Raw genomic sequence first — 17256 nt, 5'->3', positions numbered from 1 at the left:
GATTAAGAATTAACGCAAGATAAAAGTGATCACTGGCAAATTGCTCGCTCGGCCGCAGGTAAAAATATTTCACTGACGATCATCTCATCCTGGCCGTGGTGAAAATAGCGACGGCGTCCCCACAGGAGATGTTCAACCCTTTGATCTAAACTTGCAGCTAAGTGTGCAAGACGACTACCTGTATCAAAGCTGGCGACTTCTATTCTGCCGGGGATAAAGTTATCTTGGCTAAAGAGTAATTCGCCAAGGGGACGAGAACCCAAACCGAGAAAATCCGCTTCTCGTTCAGACAGCAAAGAGAGTGGGATTAAGGTTCTGGCAAACACCCAAGGGACATTATCAAGGCATAGCAATACTTCACGAACCCAAACAGAGCCTTGCTGAGGATATTCATCTTTGAAGGGGGCGAGTTGGCCTTCACCGAGGACTTTGACTTCAAACTGATTGCAGCAGGTTTTGAGTTTTTTTGTTAGGCTGCCTGGGGCGAGTAACCACTCTTTTAGCGGTGACGGGGGAAGTTTATCGGTACGATCAGCACAAAACCATTGAATAGATTCACCATAGGGGAAGCTTAAGCTAGTCACATTCATTAAATACTCGTTACAATATAGGCAAACGTCGGCAGTCTACCATGTCGCGGCGCGAGCAGATAGATTGGGAAGTTTCTTCCATTGACCACACTTGTTAGGGAGCTATAAACCACGATGAAAAAATTACTAACAGCCTGCCTGATGGTGTTTGGTGTTGTTTTCAGTGTCTATGCCGCTGATGAGAAAGAAACGCCTCCCGCAACGCCGCCTGTGGCTAACTATGCTTACTATGGTTTTGATCCCGAGATTGTGACCAATTATATTTCCAATCGTAAAAAGCTCGGTTTTGTGAAGATCAGTGTTGAGTTAATGGTTAAAAATCCGGAAGACTTACTGATCCTTCAGCGCCATGATCCATTACTGCGCGCTGCGCTTGTCGAGATACTGGGAAATCAATCGGAAGAGAAAGTTAAATCCTTAATCGGTCGAGAAGAGATCCGCCGTGAGTGCTTTGATATGTTGAATAATCTCATTATTAAAGAATCGGGTAAGTCTATTATTTTAAACTTGTTATTTACTTCTTATCTCTACGATTAATCTCGTCATATTAGCGTAAGGGCCGAGTCAGTATCGGCCCTATGTATTGAGTTGTTATGCCAAAATCTCCTCGTTCTACTCAGATACTATCCTGTAATGCGCCTAACGGTAAGCCTAAAACTCAACATCCGAGTGCTCGAGCTAAGGTGAAAAGGACTCCCGTTAACACACGTTCAATCGCTGAGATAAAAAAAGCGCTACATCCACGCAATGTCCATATTAATGGCTATGATTTTAACGCTCTGATCAAAGCATTTCCTCGACTTAATGCCTTTGTGCGACCAACATCATTTGGTGGATTATCCATAGATTTTGCGGATCCAGAGGCGGTTAAAACCCTGAATACTGCGCTACTTAAACATCATTATGGGATTGATTTTTGGGATATCCCTAAAGGCGCGCTGTGTCCTCCTATTCCCGGTAGAGTGGATTATCTACACTATTTGGCAGATCTTTTAGCTGAAGGAGATCACCACTTAGTTATGGATCGTGTTTCTGTACTCGATATTGGTACTGGCGCGAATGGTATTTACCCTATTTTGGGCTGCCAAGTTTATGGTTGGCATTTTGTGGCATCGGATATCAATTCGATTTCTTTAGCGAATGTCCAAGGGATCATTGCACAAAATCCTGCATTACACGGCCGTTTAAATTTAAGATTGCAGGGCGATGAAAGCGCGATATTTAAGGGCGTTATTCAGCCTCAAGAACGCTTCGAGTTAACCCTCTGTAATCCACCTTTTCACGCTTCTTTAGCCGAAGCGGCAGAAGGAAGCCTGCGTAAAGTCCGTAATCTGCAACTTAATCGCGGTCGTACAGCCAAGCCTGTGGCTAAACTGAATTTTGGGGGACAGGGGGCAGAACTCTGGTGCCAAGGCGGTGAACAGCAGTTTTTAGCCACAATGATCGATGAGAGCCAAGCATTTGCCGATCAATGTTTGTGGTTTACGAGTCTGGTCTCTAAGAAGGAAAATTTGAAACCATGCTATCAAGCATTAGCGAAATTGGCCGTAGATACAGTCAAAACCATCGAAATGCAGCAAGGCAATAAAATGACGCGGATTTTAGCATGGAGCTTTCAGTCGGCAGCTAAACGTAAAATCTGGCGCAATGCGCATTTATCAGATTAATTGAATATACCAAGGTAGGCGCCATTGACGCCTACCTTGGTATTAAGCTATTGGTTTTCTTCTTTATGATCGCGGCGAAATAATGCCCATTCTTCAATAGTGTCACCGATAGGTAAGGTGCTTATTTACGACCTAATATGCGTAAAATTCGTAAGAATAGGTTGATGATATCCATATATAAAGCCGCGGCACTATCAATGGCATTATCTATGGTCTTGGGGATTTGATTCGCCCGTCCCCAGTCGTAACCGATATAACCGCAGAAAATAAGCACGACTATCCAATCTAAAATACCGTGGTGAGTATTAAAGATAAATATTTCAATCAGTTCAACCACGATAACGAGCAGTAGCGCTATGGTGAGTGCGCCAGCAATTTTTTGGAAAAAGGCGGGGAAAAGTGTACCTAAGCACATCATCGCTACGGTCACTAGCCCCGTTATTCTGATGGCTTCCGTGACTAACTCTGGGTCATATTGACTCACTACCATATTGATAATTAAGCCAAAGGGGACGACTACAAAGTTATAGCCAATAAAGCTTACGACGGGGTTACTCGATTTTTGAAACAGGTAAATCCCAAAGAAACAGGAGGCAAAATAGCCGATAAAGAAAATCCAAGGGTTAATACTTGCAATCGTGTTGGGATCAATATTAGTGACCATCCAATAGTTAACTGCAAATCCCCAAACGAGCGTTAGGCCTATCACTAGGTTATAAAGCCCCGCGCCTATGATAGTGTCATTTGTCGTGCTACGGTCAAAAACGCTATTTTGTGAATCCATATGATCCTTTATATCCTTATAATTTATCGCTGTATAAAGCGAAGTTAATCTAAAACTACTACGGCTGTTATTGGCAAATCTTACAATGGGGTTGTTTGGGCAGTTTCATTTCGCGAAATTCCATGGTCATTGCATCGATCATTAAAATACGCCCTGCCAGTGTCTTACCCATTCCGGTTATGACTTTAATGGCTTCAACCGCTTGTAAGCAACCGATCATCCCCACTACAGGGGCGAGAATTCCTGATTCAACACAGCTTAATTGCTGCTCGCCAAATAGGGCGCTAAAACAATGATAACAAGGGGTTTCAACCTGATAATCAAACACAGTTACCATGCCTTCCATACGGATAGCCGCGGCAGAAATTAAGGGCACTTTATGCTTAAAACAACAGAGATTAAGCTGCTCACGAACGCTAACATTATCGGTACAATCGAGCACTATATTGTGGTCGGCGATAAGCGCATCAAATTCGTGGTCATCTAACACAGCATTGATAGTGTTGATTGCTACATGGGGATTTAACTGGCTTAGCGTTTGTTTTGCTGAAGCCACTTTGGGCTGACCAATATTAGCGTCTTGATGTAACACTTGGCGTTGTAGGTTGGAGAGTTCAACCGTATCAAAATCCACAAGTGTGAGTTCGCCAATGCCCGCAACTGTCAGGTATTGGCTGGCGGCGCAGCCCAAGCCACCCGCGCCTATCATAAGTACTTTGGCCTGTTTTAAGCGTTCTTGACCGTCGATATCCATCGCTTTGATGGAGATCTGACGGCTATATCTTAAAAGTTCGCTGTCGCTGAGGATATCGACTTGATCATTCATATTACGCTAATCCTAGCAAAGCACTGTGTTAAAAGGTTCTACTGTTACTTTAGAACCTGCGGGAGTATCACCTTGGGATTGCTCTAATATTACAAAACAGTTTGCAAGGCTCATGGAGGTCAACATGCCAGAACCTTGGCTGCCCGTAATGGCGACTTCAAGCTCTCCTTGGGGGTTACGGCTTAGCACTCCCCGCTGATATTCAACTCGGCCGGGATGTTTACGTATTAGCGTTGTCAGTATGGCGTCTAACATTAGGGGCGCTACTGGAGTTAACCCTTGCATTTTGTTTAGTATTGGCCAAACCAACTTATAGAAAGTCACCATTGAAGAAACGGGATTACCCGGCAAACCACAGAATACGGCCTTACCTATACGCCCCATCGCAAAGGGTTTACCCGGTTTAATCGCGAGTTTCCAAAAGGTAATTTTACCTTCTTCATCGAGAATTTGTTTCGTGAAGTCGGCTTCGCCTACGGATACGCCACCCGAGGTCAGTACCATATCGGCTTGGCTGGCGGCGGTACGAAACGCTTGGCGAATCGCTTCAGGATCATCGGCTATCACGCCTAAATCAATCCATGCCACATTTGCCCTGCTGAGCAAACCTTGAATAGAGTAACGGTTAGAGTCGTAAATTTGACCGGGAGCAAGCTCACTGCCGACGGGACGTAGTTCATCTCCCGTTGAGAAAAAGGCAACCTTTAACTGGCGATAAACCCGCACTTGGCTCACGCCAATCGTGGCTAATACGCCTAACTCTGCCGCCCCAATTTGAGTTCCTGCGGTGAGTACTTTGGTGCCTTGGGTGAGTTCTTCACCTTTGCAGCGTACATTTGCCCCTTTGCCTTTGGGGTGATTAATGAGGACGAGTTCACCTTGAACTTCGGTCTCTTCTTGCATCTGTACTGTGTCATAACCGGCAGGCACTGGTGCACCTGTCATAATACGCACACAAGTGTTTGCTTTGGCTTTGCCTTCAAAACCATGGCCCGCAAACGCGCTACCTATGAGTCGCAATGAGGTGCGATTGGTTTGTGTATTTAAGTCGGCAAAACAAAAGGCATAACCGTCCATCGAGGAGTTATCGAAGGGGGGTAAGTCAATACAAGAGGCCAGATCTTCGGCCAATACTCTACCAAGTGCGTGGGGCAATGGTACGACTTCGGTGTCTGACACAGGACTCACTTGTTCGAGCAAAAGAGGAATGGCCTGATCGGGATGCATAAGGCTAGGTTGCGAACAAGGATCGGCTTTTACGGACATCGGGTCTTCCTTAAATGCAATGGTTGTCTAGGACAACGCGAAATGAGTTTTCACCTGAGTAGGGTTGTCTATTATGCCATGGTGATCTGCGATGGCTGTGATCTGTATACCTGTTTCTGTGATAGGACTGTCAGTTTTTACTGCCGATTTAAAGGTAAATCGCAGCTTATTTGAATACCAAACCATAGGGCTGAACACGAGTCTATGAACAAATGAAAATCATTTTTATCAAAGAATCATTAACTTAGATAAGTATGAAAGGTAAATTTTGTTGCTTTTATTGGCCCCCTTAATGACAATGTGACCCTATGATTCAGTTCGAGCGCAAAAGAGGGTTTACTATGCTGTCAGCAGCCATGATCGACAAGTTGAATGAACAAATTAATATGGAGTTCTTTTCCTCAAACTTATACCTGCAAATGAGTGCATGGTGTGAGGATCAAGGGTTTGAAGGTGCAGCTAAGTTTATGCGTGAGCATGCCGATGAAGAAATGGGCCATATGCGTCGTCTGTTCACCTATGTGAGTGAAACCGGTGGTTTGCCTTTATTAGGGGCTATCGAAGCGCCACAGTCGCAATTTTCATCTTTGCTAGCCTTGTTCGAGTTGACCTATGAACATGAACAGTTGATCACTCGCCAAATCAATGCATTAGCCCATGCAGCATTTGCTAACCAAGATTACTCAACCTTTAACTTCCTACAATGGTATGTCGCTGAGCAGCACGAAGAAGAGAAACTGTTCAAGTCGATTGTCGATAAAATCCGTTTAGTAGGCGAAGATGGTAAAGCGTTGTTCTTTATTGATAAAGACTTAGCAAAGCTTGCCTCAAAGGGCGGTGAAAGCATTATGAATGGTCAGAGCCAACCACAGGCTTAACATTCTATGTAAAAAACAAAAAAGCAGCCTCGGCTGCTTTTTTGTTTTTAGGCGTTTTACGCTTAGAAATTACTGCATTCAGCTTCACCACCGGAATCGAGTCGTATTTGGTACTTTTGTTTGAGTAATGGTGTGACGTCATCGAAAGGCAGTGGCTTAGAAATTAAATAGCCTTGGGCGAAATCGCAGCCTAAGTCTTTTAGGAAATTCCATTGTGCTGGGGTTTCTATCCCTTCGGCGACGAGTTTCATTTCAAGACTTTGGCCCATCATCACAATCGCTTTGACTAAGTTGGCATTTGAAGTGCTTTCGAGGGCATGTTCTACAAAACTGCGGTCAATTTTTATGACAGAAATAGGATATTTCTTCAAATAACTGAGGGATGAATAGCCTGTACCAAAATCATCGATATAAATCTGTGAGCCTAGCTGACGAATAGCATTGAGGGTACTGAGGCAGTGGCTGGCATCGCCCATCAGCATACTTTCAGTGATCTCAATATGAACATTTCTCGGATTAATATGGTGGCGATTGAAGCATTCTTGCAGCACCTGATCAAAGCTCATTCCGCGCGTATTGATGCATTGCCGGCCAGAAACATTGATGGCAACATTGATATTTAAGCCGCTTTTCTGCCATTGCCTAAGATCACTCATGGCTTGATTGAGCACCCATTCCCCCATAGGTTCAATGAGTCCTGTTTCTTCGGCAATCCCGATAAAATGATCTGGCGGTATTAATCCCAAATCGGGATCTTGCCAACGGATAAGTGCCTCAACACTGCAGACTTGGCCTGTTTTCATATCCACAATCGGTTGATAATGCAAGGCAAACTCATTTTGTGCCACTGCGCGGCGAAGGCGTTGTTCCAGTTCCATGCGGGCAAACATGGCTTGGTTCATTCCCGAGGTAAAATATTTAAAGTTATTTCGCCCTGCGTCTTTGGCTTGATACATTGCCATTTCGGTATTGCGGGTGAGGGAGCTCACATCAAGGCCATCCTCTGGGTAGACCCCAATACCAAAGCTGGCGGAGATTTGGATCTCTCGCTCGTTCAGACTAAAAGGCGTGGCTAAGGTTTCGATAATGCGCGTAGCCATATGCTCAATGGCAAGTTCATTAGTGAGGCGTGGCAGAATAAGCACAAACTCATCGCCGCCGATCCGCGCAATAAAATCGTTTTGGCCACCGATGCTTTCTAAGCGTCTGGCGACATCCTGAAGCAGCAAATCTCCCGTGGCATGACCCTGCACATCGTTGATGTATTTGAACTGATCTAAGTCAATTAGTAGGATGGCCAGTTTGCGTGAATCGTGTTGAGCCAGTTGGATTTCGTGCTGTAGTCGTTCGTTAAACAGTTTGCGATTGGGTAGGCCTGTTAAGCTATCAAAGTTGGCTTGATACCAGAGGTCCTGCTCATATTGCTTACGCTTGCTGATATCCATAAATAAACCAATATGCTGGATGATCTCTCCTTGTTCATTCTTGACAACTGTGATGGCAAGATACTCGGGATACACCTCTCCATCTTTACGCTTATTCCAGATTTCACCTTCCCATTTCCCTTCTTTTTGAAGCGATTGCCACATAGCGGTATAAAAATGTGGCTGATGGCGTTTAGCGCTTAGTATTGATGGGTTGTGGCCTTTAATTTCATTTAAGGTATAACCCGTTATCTGGGTGAAGGCGGGATTAATCAGTTCAATATGGTTTTCAGCATCTGTGACCACTATGCCTTCGGCGGAATAATTAAACACGGCTGCGGCTCGGCTTAGCGCATGGCTTGCCTTTTGACGTTCGCTAATCATGCGGTTCATGGCGCGGGCCATTCGGGCGAGTTCATCTGAACCTGAAATATTGATATTAATATTGAGTGTGGGATCCGCCGCCATTTGCTGCATCCCATTGGCAATTCTGGTTATTTTTTCCATAAAATTGCTAATGATTTTGCGGCCAAGCCAGAGCGTTATTGTCGCGGTTAAAAATGCCGAGAATAAATAAAGTCCGAGTAAGGTCAAGGCTTTCGTTTTTAAGTACTCACTCTGTAGCGCCATAGATTGAGTCATTTCTTTGCTGATGGCGTGTAATTTGTTGATGCGATCCGTTGTCAGTTTCCACCAGAGTTGACTTGTGACTGGATGAGGCGGCATTAACAGTTTACCCATTGCTTCGTTTAGCTGTGCTTTTTTGATATTCATAAGCCCGTTGATATCTTCAAGAGAGCGTTGCTGCTGTTTAAGCTCGTGCAACTTATCCATATAAAATGCGTATTGTTCTATCGTGTTTTCAACCACATTTACTGGGGTAGCTAATTCGGGTAGATGACGAATTTCATGGTTCAATTCAGCTAAATTGAGTCGGATGATGGATAGCGCGGCATTAAATTTTTGTTGTGCAGCATCTGTACCTGTAAGTCGGTAATCTTGAAAGCTATCGATTAAACCACCATAACCTAAATGAGCATTGATCGTTTTCGCTAGGGTACTAATGCGTAGCTGTTGCTCAATCTGTTGGCTGATTTTTAAGATTTGCAGGCTTTCTGGAGAGGTTTGAACCTGATGAATAAGGGACTGTTTGGTTGATATGGATGCATTACTGGCGTGTAAAATTGCTTGGCCGTATTCATAGATAACAGTACTTATTGTACGGTAATCAGTGATATTGAGTTCTTTTGATAACAGCATTTGATTGATCACATTGCGCTCTTTTACCGCCAATTCCTGCACAGTGATCAGATTCAATAAATCAGTGTAAGCACGAGATTGATTAATATCGTTAGTTTGCAACTGTAACAGTTGGAGTAGTTGCAATAATTGCTTATTAAGTTGGAAATAGAGCTCAGTCAACGCTTGTGGTTGTTTATCTGACACACCTTGACGAGCCGATGCTAAGTTATGACTTGAAAGTGCAATAGCGTCTCGTTGTGCTTGTAATTGCTCTGATGCTGGTTGAGCACCCGTGAGTGCATCAATTAAGGTCGCGAATGATGTGCTAGTGAGAAGATGAGTTAAAGCCTTCTTGGTGTTAGTTTGCTGTTGCTGCAGTTCCGTTTCATCGGAGGGTGTTGCCGCTTGGCTGCCATTGACGCTAAGACTATATTCGTTTTGCAATTGATATAGTAAATCAGTTACTTGTGCCGTTGTTTGTATTGCTAGATGACTATGATCCGCGGCGCGGTATTCTTTAGCCAGAACGTACATTCGGGTTAATACGAAAAAGCCCATCATCAATAGGGGAAGCAAAGAAAACAGAATCAGTTTTTGCTTCAAACTGAGATGATGTAGCGTTGATGGCATACAAGCTTACTCCTACCCATTTGCCTAGTTGGAGATATAAAAAATCAAGGCAATTGCCTTGATACTGAGTTAAATGGTGAAAAAAATGAGCCTAGGCACAGGGTGACGATTTTTAACATAGACCCGAACAGCCCGCGACCTTTAGTTTATGGATATCTAATCTAGGTCACGAAATTAAGCAAATTGTTATATATTGGTCTAAGCAATTATTTTTATTGACGTATTTCACCTATCAAACAATTGGATTGTTTGTCTGTGATATTGAGCAGTATTTGAGCGTTAGCGATGTTAGCTGACTCACTAGGCGGTAAAGCCGAATATCAATTGCATACTTATCGTGGTGGTCAGTGACGATGTTGACCTTATGGGTAATGCTATGATCTCAAGTTTGTGGATACCTTATCTAGCGTATAGAAAGAAAAAGGACGCCCTTGAAAAAGGCGTCCTTAATATACGGTGACGGCTGCTTAATGTGTTACTAAAATTTGATTTAGCCTACATTTGCGAGCAGCGATTTACGGTAAAGAACAATATCTTCAATCGTTAGCACAGGTATATTGTGCTGGGCACCAAAGGCAATAATTTCAGGTAAACGTGCCATTGTGCCGTCTGGATTAGTGACTTCACATAATACGCCAGCGGGCTTTAAACCTGCGAGTTGCATTAAATCAATCGTGCCTTCTGTGTGACCACGGCGAGTCAACACACCACCGGGCTGGGCGCGCAGTGGATACACATGGCCAGGCCGCGCCAAATCACTTGGCTTAGCGCCATCGGCAATCGCCGCTTTGATGGTGGTCACGCGGTCAGCAGCAGAAACGCCAGTCGTTACACCGACTTTTGCCTCAATGCTCACAGTAAACGCAGTACCATATTGGCTTGAGTTGTTTTCCACCATAGGCGGTAACTCAAGGGCTTTGACTTTTTCGTCCGGTAAACACAAACACACGATGCCACTGCATTCACGAATAAGCATGGCCATTTGGGCATTGGTCAGCGTCTGGGCTGCGAAAATTAAGTCGCCTTCGTTTTCTCTATCTTCATCATCGACAACTAACACACCTTGGCCTTGACGCAAGGCATTAAGACCGGCTTCAACACGTTCGATAGCAGTACCAAAAGGAGCAAGTAAAGACTGATTCATGGTTAATATCCTTTAAAAAATACGACATTGGAATATCCAGAATCAGGGCGTGCAGGAATACAACTTAACCAAACCTAATGGTTCGATTTTGCTGTAGCAATATCACTTCACTGGGTGAAGCTATTGCAAAACATGAGGCTAACACTGTGCGATACTGAGCATGTTTATACACGGGTGCCGCAAAGTGCCGTCTTACATTCTCTTCCATCCGGACTTAGCACTGTTGCCATTAAGGTCACAGTCCATTACCGTCGGCTCTGGAATATCAGATTTGCACTCGGCAAACACTGAGGCACCAGATCTGCTGACCCCGAACATGATTTCGGGCGCTCGCGGGCTTTGAGCCACACTAAGTCACCATCACTTAGCCGTTACTCATTTACCGCCGGTGGGGAGTTTCACCCCGCCCTGAGAATTTGCTTTTAAGCCGTTTAGGCTAAAAAACGCAGTTATGTTGCTCTTATTTAACCCGAATGGCAACTTCTGGCGTTCAATGTTTGCGCTAGTGCACACCTCACCACTATCATACTAATTTATTTGCCGTCGCACTCATCGACGGTCGTTATGGACGTCACAAGGACGTATAAATGCGATCTCTGCTACTCACTTTAGGTATTACCATGTTGCTATCTGGTTGTTCGACTCAAAAAGGGCAAATTCCTGCCCCGATTGCTGAAAAAATTCCCCATGTGATGACCTTGCATGGTGTTACGCGTACAGATGATTACTATTGGCTACGTGACGATGAACGCAAAGATCCTAAAGTGTTAGCCTATCTCAACGCTGAGAATCGCTATACCGCGGCTTATTTCAAACCCTTAAAGCCACTGCAAGATGGCCTTTATAAAGAGTTAACCGAGCGTTTAGTGGCCGATGAGTCGAGCGTGCCGTACCAATGGCACCAGCATAGCTATTACCGTCGATATCAAGAGGGCAGCGAATATCCGCTGATCAGCCGTAAGGGTGCCGATGGTGTAGAACAAGTGATGCTCGATGTTAACGAGCGAGCTAAGGGCCATGAGTTTTATGGTTTAGGTGGCGCGAGTGTCAGCCCAGATGAAACCATGCTGGCCTTTGGTGAAGATGTGCTCAGTCGCCGCGTGTACCACATTTATTTTAAAGATTTAGCCTCGGGCGATATGATCACCGATGTGCTTGAAAATACAGAAGGTCGAGTGGTTTGGGGTAACGATAATCGGCATGTGTTCTATATCGCGAAAGATCTTAAGACCTTACTCGGCTATCAAGTTTATCGCCATGAATTAGGCACGCCACAATCACGGGATATTTTGGTTTATGAAGAGCAAGACGATTCATATTACCTTTCTCTCGGTAAAACCTTAGATGAGTCGCAGATTGTACTGTTCCATGAAAATACCACTACCAGTGAAGTCTCTGTGCTGGATGCCAATGATCCTTTAGGGTTATTTAAGCCTGTACTACCAAGGGAAGAAGGCCATGAATATAGCGTGTCTAAGTTGGGGGATACCTATTACATTCTCACCAACTGGCAGGCGACTAACTTTCGTTTAATGAAAGTTGCCATCAAAGATGCGGCAGATAAATCCAAGTGGCAAGAAGTGGTAGCCCATAACCCTAATGCACGGATTGAAGATGACTTAGTGCTTAAGGATTACTTGATTATTCAAACCCGTGAAAATGGCCTAACACGCATCAAAGTGATGCCATTCAATGGTCAAAAGCCCTTTGAACTGAGTTTTGATGAACCCGCCTATGTGCTTGGGTTAGATGTTAACGCTCAGCAAGATAGCGACAAGTTACGTGTTTTCTACTCCAGCCTTACCACGCCAGAGGCGATTTATGAGTACCATTTAACCAATCCAGATAGACGCGATCTGCTCAAGCAGGAACAAGTGCTTGGTGGTTTTGATGCCAGCCAATACCGCGCCGAACGCTTGTTTGTGACCGCCCGTGATGGTGCCAAGGTGCCCGTTTCTCTCGTTTATCGTAAGGATAAGTTTAAGAAAGACGGTACTAACCCTCTGTATCAATATGGTTATGGATCTTATGGTTACACCGTTGAACCTGATTTTTCTTCATCGGTTATTAGTCTGCTCGACCGCGGCTTTGTGTATGCCATCGCCCATGTGCGTGGCTCTGAAATGCTTGGTCGCCCTTGGTACGATGCAGGTAAATTGCTGAATAAAAAGAATACCTTTAATGATTTTATTGACGTAACAACGGCGTTAACCGAGCAAGGCTATGGCGATAAAAATAAGGTTGTCGCCTCTGGCGGTAGTGCAGGTGGTTTATTGATGGGCGCAATTGCCAATATGGCACCGGAAAAGTACTTCGCCATTGCAGCGCATGTGCCTTTTGTGGATGTGGTAACGACCATGCTCGATGAGTCGATTCCGCTCACCACTAATGAGTACGACGAGTGGGGTAATCCCAACGAGAAAACTTATTTTGACTATATGCTCAGCTACTCGCCCTATGACAACGTGGCCGACCATGAGTATCCCCATCTGCTAGTCACAACGGGTTTGCATGACTCACAAGTGCAATATTTTGAACCCGCTAAGTGGGTCGCTAAGCTGCGTGATGTGCAAAATAAATGGTACAAGTTTGACGATAAGGTGTTGTTATTGGATGTGAATATGGAAGCTGGTCACGGCGGTAAGAGTGGCCGTTATCGCCAATACCAAGACACAGCCCAAGAATTTGCCTTCTTCTTAAACCTGCTGGGCATAACTAAGTAGGCGCCAACAGGTGACTGATTTAGCCATTGAGACAGCAAATCCAGATCACTTGGCTAGCTCTGAGCAAAGGGCTAGCCAAGCTCAAGCTGTTACTTCAGACCAAGGTGCGACGTCAGAGATAGTGCAAGTATCGATGTGGTATCTGTATCTGATCCGCTGCGCCAATGGACACTTGTACACCGGCATTACCACCGATGTCGTACGGCGCTTTAAGGAACATCAATCCAATGGCCCCAAGGCCGCAAAATACCTACGCAGCAAAGGGCCATTAACCCTGATATATCAAGAACAAGTCGGCACCCACAGCGATGCCCTAAAGCGTGAAATCGCGGTTAAAAAACTGAGTCGTGCTCAGAAATTGGCGTTGATTGAAAGTGGGCGTGAAACTGCTTAACAGTCTGTTTTTTCATCATTCCTGAAATGTTCTGTTTTTGTCATTCCCGCAATGCAGTTGAGCGGGAATCCAGATCTTTATATATGTCGATGAAATGGTTAAGCAGAGTCATTCCAGTGACTCGCCGTCTTTTCGTTTAACAAGAAGTGTCTTTATAGGCTCGACGACTGTATCTGCTGCATATGGAAGTGCGAATGCCGCGATCACATGGATGTGAAAGAGCGGCCATGCCGCCAACGGTCACTTCCATATCAGTGCTTAATCCCGTTAACCACTTAGTATTCTGTTAGCCCGAACATGCTCAGTTCTGCCGTTTCGCTGCAAAATTTAACAATGGGTGTCTCGGTAAATTTTATCCAGTAACTACCGCTTGAAGGTAGGTCAAAAGCACAATATGTTATTGTTTTATTTTGAGTGTCTTGATTCGATTTGATACCAAGCGCTTGGGAGTTTCAGTTTAATATTTGAGACGGCTCTATAGTTTAATTGGCTAGAAGCCTTTACTTCTAATTAAAAATTGTCATGGGCAGATTGATGCACTTTTATATTCCAAAGAATATTCCAGAAGACTTCCTTAAAAAACTTGGCTACCAGCCCGTGGAAAGTGTTCCAGTTGAACCGCTTGAAGGAGGCTCTGCAATGCATTGTTTTGATAATGTTAGACAGTATTTGAGTTGTAATGAAGGTGAACCACAATTTGGATGGATTTTTTCTATGCTGGGGAAATTTATACTTAAACTTCATGCACATGTAGTTGTGTGTCTTCCAGATCAAAAGTTGCTTTGTGTTACTCCTCCAGAGAAGCCATTGCGACATGTTAATTTCATCAAAGATAGTTCGGTTTCTTCTGCTATTATTAACAATCGGCTTCCTACTAAGAGTTTTGCTTTAGTAAATGCAGCAATAATTAAGCAGTTTGTACAACTTGAGAATGATGAGGACACTGCTCGTCTTTTAGGTGATCACAGGTCTTTCTCAAATGTTAATTCAAAAAAAACTATTTTAAAAAATGATTTCATCGAGTATGTGCGAGCGAATACGGGGCGCAACGATGTTTGTTTTTGTGGTTCAGAAAAGAAATATAAAAATTGTTGTAGATAATAGTTAAAAAATTTAGAGGGTTTATCGAGACACATCTTTTGGCTAGCTCGGTTTCACATCCTTCGGTGCGAAGAATAACGCGCTGCTTATTCCAACAAATCTAAACATCGAATCCGTACAGTGTCCGTACAAGTTGCGCTGTGGTTGTTTAAACTTTATACTCCAATCCATTACGGATTTGTTCCGTACGATAGGAGGTTTTATGGCGACTGCAAGACTTGATATCCGTTTGGATGAAGAAATCAAAGCTAAGGCTGAGAAAGCATCCGCTTTGCTCGGGTTAAAAAGCTTAACTGAATACGTTGTTCGCTTAATGGACGAAGATGCAACTCAGGTGATAGCTGAGCATGAAAGCGTTACGGTTAAAGCAGATGTATTCGACCAATTCATAATGGCTTGTGATGAGGCTAAGGTTCCGAATAAGGCATTGCGTGAAGCGGCTGCATTTACTAAAAATGGTGAGTTTAAGTGAGTTATTCCAAAATTTTCAAAGAATTGGATAAATCACTACACGATAGAGCATCATTTGACTGTGGCGAAGCAGAGTTAAACGATTTTATCCAAACTCAAGCAGCAAAACATATGCAAGCAGGTATTAGCCGTACAATGGTTTTACCTGCTGCTATGCCATTGCCCAATCAAAAATATCCAATTTGCTCATTTTATACTATCGCACCAAGTTCAATTTGCCGTGATACCTTGCCGCAAGCTATTGGCAAAAAGTTACCACGCTATCCCATTCCGGTCTTTCTGCTTGCTCAACTTGCGGTTCATAAAGAGTTTCATGGCAGTGGGTTAGGTAAAGCTAGCTTAATTAAAGCACTAGAATATCTGTGGGAAATTAACGCTCACATGAGAGCTTATGCCATTGTTGTCGATTGCTTAACTGACCAAGCTGAATCATTCTACGCAAAATATGGTTTCGAGGTTCTTTGTGAAATCAACGGTCGTGTCAGAATGTTTATTCCAATGAAAACGGTCGGTCAGTTATTCACTTAGCTACAAGCTCCCACCTTGCCTGTTGTGCAAAAGTTTAATAAGACCCATTGTTAAATTTTGCTGCGCTAAGCTATTGATCGTGCCTAACTTGCTTAAAGAGATATACCTGCTGAGATAGTTAGCTCGGCATTGGCATTGCACTTGGGCGTAGTTTCACGCTAACAGAATACGGTTTAGCTTTAGTTGTCACCGAAGACTGGTCTGCATTGGGGTTAGAGACGTAAGAATCGAGAGTTAAAAAATGCTACTTACACAGATCTTTTCGCGCTTTCGAACTACATGTCCGGTCTTTTTCTATGCTTAATTTACAATCCCTGGTAGAGCTTCTCTCAAAAGTTCCAACTCCTTTTTGTTTGCTTTAATCCAAATTTTTTTCAGGTTTGACATCGAAGTCAAAATATCGATAGTTTCTTTAGTCTTAATGACATTTGTTTCAACTAGATATAACGCAAAAATATTTTTATTTCCACGCAATGCGTCAATACTGGATAACTGTGGATTCCCGCTAAGGTCTAAAATTTTTACGCTATCAAGCGTTGAAATGATAGAGAAAAAATCTAACTTTTGACATTTATTTAATGATAAGTAACTTAAGTTCTGGGTGTTTCCGGTAATTTCAGAGAGTTTGCTTGCATGGGACACACTTAATGATTCCACTGAATCTGAGCATAAATTAATTGACTCTAATGAACGAACTATGGAGCAGTTTAATGAAATTGCGACATCAACTTTTAGATTAATAACGTTGGAGTTGAATATATTTACATGCTTAATTCCGTCAATCAACTCTGATGATTTATTTTGCTCAAAATAACCTTTTCGAATGAATGCCATTATGGCTTTCCAATCATCTCGCTGCCACTCAGCGTTATATACATAATCCAATATCGGTAATATAGAATCGAAGGTAGGTAATGAATTTTCCCACTTCTGCCATTCTGAAACATTTTCTGGTGCTAACTTTATATATTTCTTAAAAGATGAAATGTCCATATTATCACTTAATTAAAATTGAGTTGTTGAATTCAGATGTTGATATCTTCTTGTATATTTTGCATTTCTTTTAAGAAACCGATCTAAATTCTGATGATTTATTCTGTCACGCTATCCCTTTACTCACGCTTATTTGAGCTGACTAAAGCTTTAAAGCGAAGGTCACTCTTGCTCAGCGGCGCGAGTGCTTCGGCTTTGGTGAGGTAGTGCATTGTGATGTGTATAGCGTCTTGATGGTGACTAAACTCCCTAAAAATGCGTTTTGCAATCAGCAGATTCAATTGATGTGCAGCTAATGAAGCATGCTCATGCTGTATTTGTAAAATAGTCTCTTCTAGGGAGATAGTGGGAATTTCTCCCAAGTTGATAAGAAAGGCTTTTGCGACAGTTCTGGCGTGTGAAAAATAGTCTGAGTGCGCATCTAAGGCGTAAATATGCTTGAAAATTTGTGTGGCTAGGGCTTTATTGCCATTGTGATAAAAAGATTCGCCATCAAAACAAATATCCCCAAGTTGTTCCATTATCTGTCTGGGATTATCCGATAGGGAAAGCAATTCAATTGCTTTTTGGTATTCCGAAAACTGATCCATATTCT

The 17256-nt window shown here is 43.3% G+C and carries 16 protein-coding genes and 1 riboswitch; of the genes, 8 read left to right on the top strand and 8 right to left on the bottom strand.

The window, feature by feature from the left end:
- Positions 1-29: 29 nt before the first annotated feature.
- Positions 30-590 carry a chorismate--pyruvate lyase family protein gene (locus MZ182_RS19685; RefSeq protein WP_011791172.1) on the bottom strand — a complete coding sequence of 187 codons (561 nt, stop codon included), beginning with the start codon at positions 588-590 and terminating at the stop codon, positions 30-32.
- 114 nt (positions 591-704) lie between these two features.
- Between MZ182_RS19685 and MZ182_RS19680 the strand changes: the two genes are divergently transcribed.
- The gene (locus MZ182_RS19680; RefSeq protein WP_011791171.1) at positions 705-1127 is read left to right on the top strand and encodes a flagellar basal body-associated protein FliL; all 423 of its coding nucleotides are present in this window, start codon (positions 705-707) and stop codon (positions 1125-1127) included.
- Between the two features lie 56 nt (positions 1128-1183).
- Positions 1184-2257 (top strand): 23S rRNA (adenine(1618)-N(6))-methyltransferase RlmF, encoded by a 1074-nt coding sequence (gene rlmF, locus MZ182_RS19675; protein ID WP_248066757.1) that lies wholly within the window; start codon positions 1184-1186, stop codon positions 2255-2257.
- Positions 2258-2378: 121 nt separating this feature from the next.
- Here rlmF and MZ182_RS19670 read toward each other — a convergent pair whose 3' ends face one another.
- The 3 genes from MZ182_RS19670 to moeA form a co-directional block, all read right to left on the bottom strand.
- Entirely contained in the window at positions 2379-3041 is a 663-nt protein-coding gene (locus MZ182_RS19670) for a Bax inhibitor-1 family protein (protein WP_011791169.1), read from the bottom strand.
- A gap of 67 nt (positions 3042-3108) precedes the next feature.
- Positions 3109-3867 (bottom strand): molybdopterin-synthase adenylyltransferase MoeB, encoded by a 759-nt coding sequence (gene moeB / locus MZ182_RS19665; protein ID WP_011791168.1) that lies wholly within the window; start codon positions 3865-3867, stop codon positions 3109-3111.
- A 12-nt stretch (positions 3868-3879) separates the two neighbouring features.
- A complete protein-coding gene (gene moeA, locus MZ182_RS19660) occupies positions 3880-5133 on the bottom strand; it encodes a molybdopterin molybdotransferase MoeA (RefSeq protein ID WP_248066754.1) in 1254 nt (417 codons plus the stop codon).
- A 341-nt stretch (positions 5134-5474) separates the two neighbouring features.
- On the opposite strand from moeA, the gene ftnA reads away from it, so the two are divergent.
- Positions 5475-6011 (top strand): non-heme ferritin, encoded by a 537-nt coding sequence (ftnA, locus tag MZ182_RS19655; protein ID WP_011791166.1) that lies wholly within the window; start codon positions 5475-5477, stop codon positions 6009-6011.
- A 62-nt stretch (positions 6012-6073) separates the two neighbouring features.
- Here ftnA and MZ182_RS19650 read toward each other — a convergent pair whose 3' ends face one another.
- Both MZ182_RS19650 and ribB read right to left on the bottom strand, forming a co-directional pair.
- On the bottom strand, positions 6074-9307 hold the full coding sequence (locus tag MZ182_RS19650; RefSeq protein ID WP_248066750.1) for an EAL domain-containing protein: 3234 nt from the start codon (positions 9305-9307) through the stop codon (positions 6074-6076).
- A gap of 490 nt (positions 9308-9797) precedes the next feature.
- Positions 9798-10451, bottom strand: coding sequence for a 3,4-dihydroxy-2-butanone-4-phosphate synthase (ribB, locus tag MZ182_RS19645; RefSeq protein WP_011791164.1), 654 nt, complete (start codon positions 10449-10451; stop codon positions 9798-9800).
- Positions 10452-10643: 192 nt separating this feature from the next.
- Positions 10644-10871, bottom strand: a riboswitch (FMN riboswitch).
- Between the two features lie 167 nt (positions 10872-11038).
- On the opposite strand from ribB, the gene MZ182_RS19640 reads away from it, so the two are divergent.
- The 5 genes from MZ182_RS19640 (at position 11039) to MZ182_RS19620 (ending at position 15668) form a co-directional block, all read left to right on the top strand.
- On the top strand, positions 11039-13174 hold the full coding sequence (locus MZ182_RS19640) for a S9 family peptidase (RefSeq protein WP_248066748.1): 2136 nt from the start codon (positions 11039-11041) through the stop codon (positions 13172-13174).
- 10 nt (positions 13175-13184) lie between these two features.
- Positions 13185-13568, top strand: a complete 384-nt coding sequence (locus MZ182_RS19635) for a GIY-YIG nuclease family protein (RefSeq protein ID WP_248066747.1) — start codon at positions 13185-13187, stop codon at positions 13566-13568.
- A gap of 534 nt (positions 13569-14102) precedes the next feature.
- On the top strand, positions 14103-14669 hold the full coding sequence (locus MZ182_RS19630) for an SEC-C metal-binding domain-containing protein (RefSeq protein ID WP_181811409.1): 567 nt from the start codon (positions 14103-14105) through the stop codon (positions 14667-14669).
- Positions 14670-14871: 202 nt separating this feature from the next.
- Positions 14872-15141, top strand: coding sequence for a DUF1778 domain-containing protein (locus tag MZ182_RS19625; protein WP_011791159.1), 270 nt, complete (start codon positions 14872-14874; stop codon positions 15139-15141).
- Positions 15138-15668: a GNAT family N-acetyltransferase gene (locus tag MZ182_RS19620; protein WP_115016818.1), complete on the top strand. Its 531-nt coding sequence runs from the start codon at positions 15138-15140 to the stop codon at positions 15666-15668. The genes MZ182_RS19625 and MZ182_RS19620 overlap by 4 nt, the downstream gene beginning before the upstream one ends.
- A gap of 300 nt (positions 15669-15968) precedes the next feature.
- Here MZ182_RS19620 and MZ182_RS19615 read toward each other — a convergent pair whose 3' ends face one another.
- Together MZ182_RS19615 and MZ182_RS19610 are read right to left on the bottom strand one after the other, a co-directional pair.
- The gene (locus MZ182_RS19615; protein ID WP_248066744.1) at positions 15969-16661 is read right to left on the bottom strand and encodes a hypothetical protein; all 693 of its coding nucleotides are present in this window, start codon (positions 16659-16661) and stop codon (positions 15969-15971) included.
- 119 nt (positions 16662-16780) lie between these two features.
- Entirely contained in the window at positions 16781-17251 is a 471-nt protein-coding gene (locus MZ182_RS19610) for a hypothetical protein (RefSeq protein ID WP_248066743.1), read from the bottom strand.
- Positions 17252-17256 lie beyond the last annotated feature (5 nt).

The organism is Shewanella sp. JNE2, from assembly GCF_023159115.1.
Lineage (GTDB): Bacteria > Pseudomonadota > Gammaproteobacteria > Enterobacterales > Shewanellaceae > Shewanella > Shewanella putrefaciens.
Note: the sequence above shows the minus strand (reverse complement) of the source record. Positions and strands in the feature narration are given on the sequence as shown.

Excerpts from the sequence above, each read along its gene's own strand:
- moeB (WP_011791168.1), bottom strand. The coding sequence starts at position 3,867 with ATGAATGATCAAGTCGATATCCTCAGCGACAGCGAACTTTTAAGATAT.
- MZ182_RS19680 (WP_011791171.1), top strand. The coding sequence starts at position 705 with ATGAAAAAATTACTAACAGCCTGCCTGATGGTGTTTGGTGTTGTTTTC.
- ribB (WP_011791164.1), bottom strand. The coding sequence starts at position 10,451 with ATGAATCAGTCTTTACTTGCTCCTTTTGGTACTGCTATCGAACGTGTT.
- MZ182_RS19625 (WP_011791159.1), top strand. The coding sequence starts at position 14,872 with ATGGCGACTGCAAGACTTGATATCCGTTTGGATGAAGAAATCAAAGCT.
- MZ182_RS19615 (WP_248066744.1), bottom strand. The coding sequence starts at position 16,661 with ATGGACATTTCATCTTTTAAGAAATATATAAAGTTAGCACCAGAAAAT.
- MZ182_RS19630 (WP_181811409.1), top strand. The coding sequence starts at position 14,103 with ATGCACTTTTATATTCCAAAGAATATTCCAGAAGACTTCCTTAAAAAA.
- MZ182_RS19650 (WP_248066750.1), bottom strand. The coding sequence starts at position 9,307 with ATGCCATCAACGCTACATCATCTCAGTTTGAAGCAAAAACTGATTCTG.
- MZ182_RS19640 (WP_248066748.1), top strand. The coding sequence starts at position 11,039 with ATGCGATCTCTGCTACTCACTTTAGGTATTACCATGTTGCTATCTGGT.
- MZ182_RS19670 (WP_011791169.1), bottom strand. The coding sequence starts at position 3,041 with ATGGATTCACAAAATAGCGTTTTTGACCGTAGCACGACAAATGACACT.
- rlmF (WP_248066757.1), top strand. The coding sequence starts at position 1,184 with ATGCCAAAATCTCCTCGTTCTACTCAGATACTATCCTGTAATGCGCCT.
- MZ182_RS19685 (WP_011791172.1), bottom strand. The coding sequence starts at position 590 with ATGAATGTGACTAGCTTAAGCTTCCCCTATGGTGAATCTATTCAATGG.
- MZ182_RS19610 (WP_248066743.1), bottom strand. The coding sequence starts at position 17,251 with ATGGATCAGTTTTCGGAATACCAAAAAGCAATTGAATTGCTTTCCCTA.
- moeA (WP_248066754.1), bottom strand. The coding sequence starts at position 5,133 with ATGTCCGTAAAAGCCGATCCTTGTTCGCAACCTAGCCTTATGCATCCC.
- ftnA (WP_011791166.1), top strand. The coding sequence starts at position 5,475 with ATGCTGTCAGCAGCCATGATCGACAAGTTGAATGAACAAATTAATATG.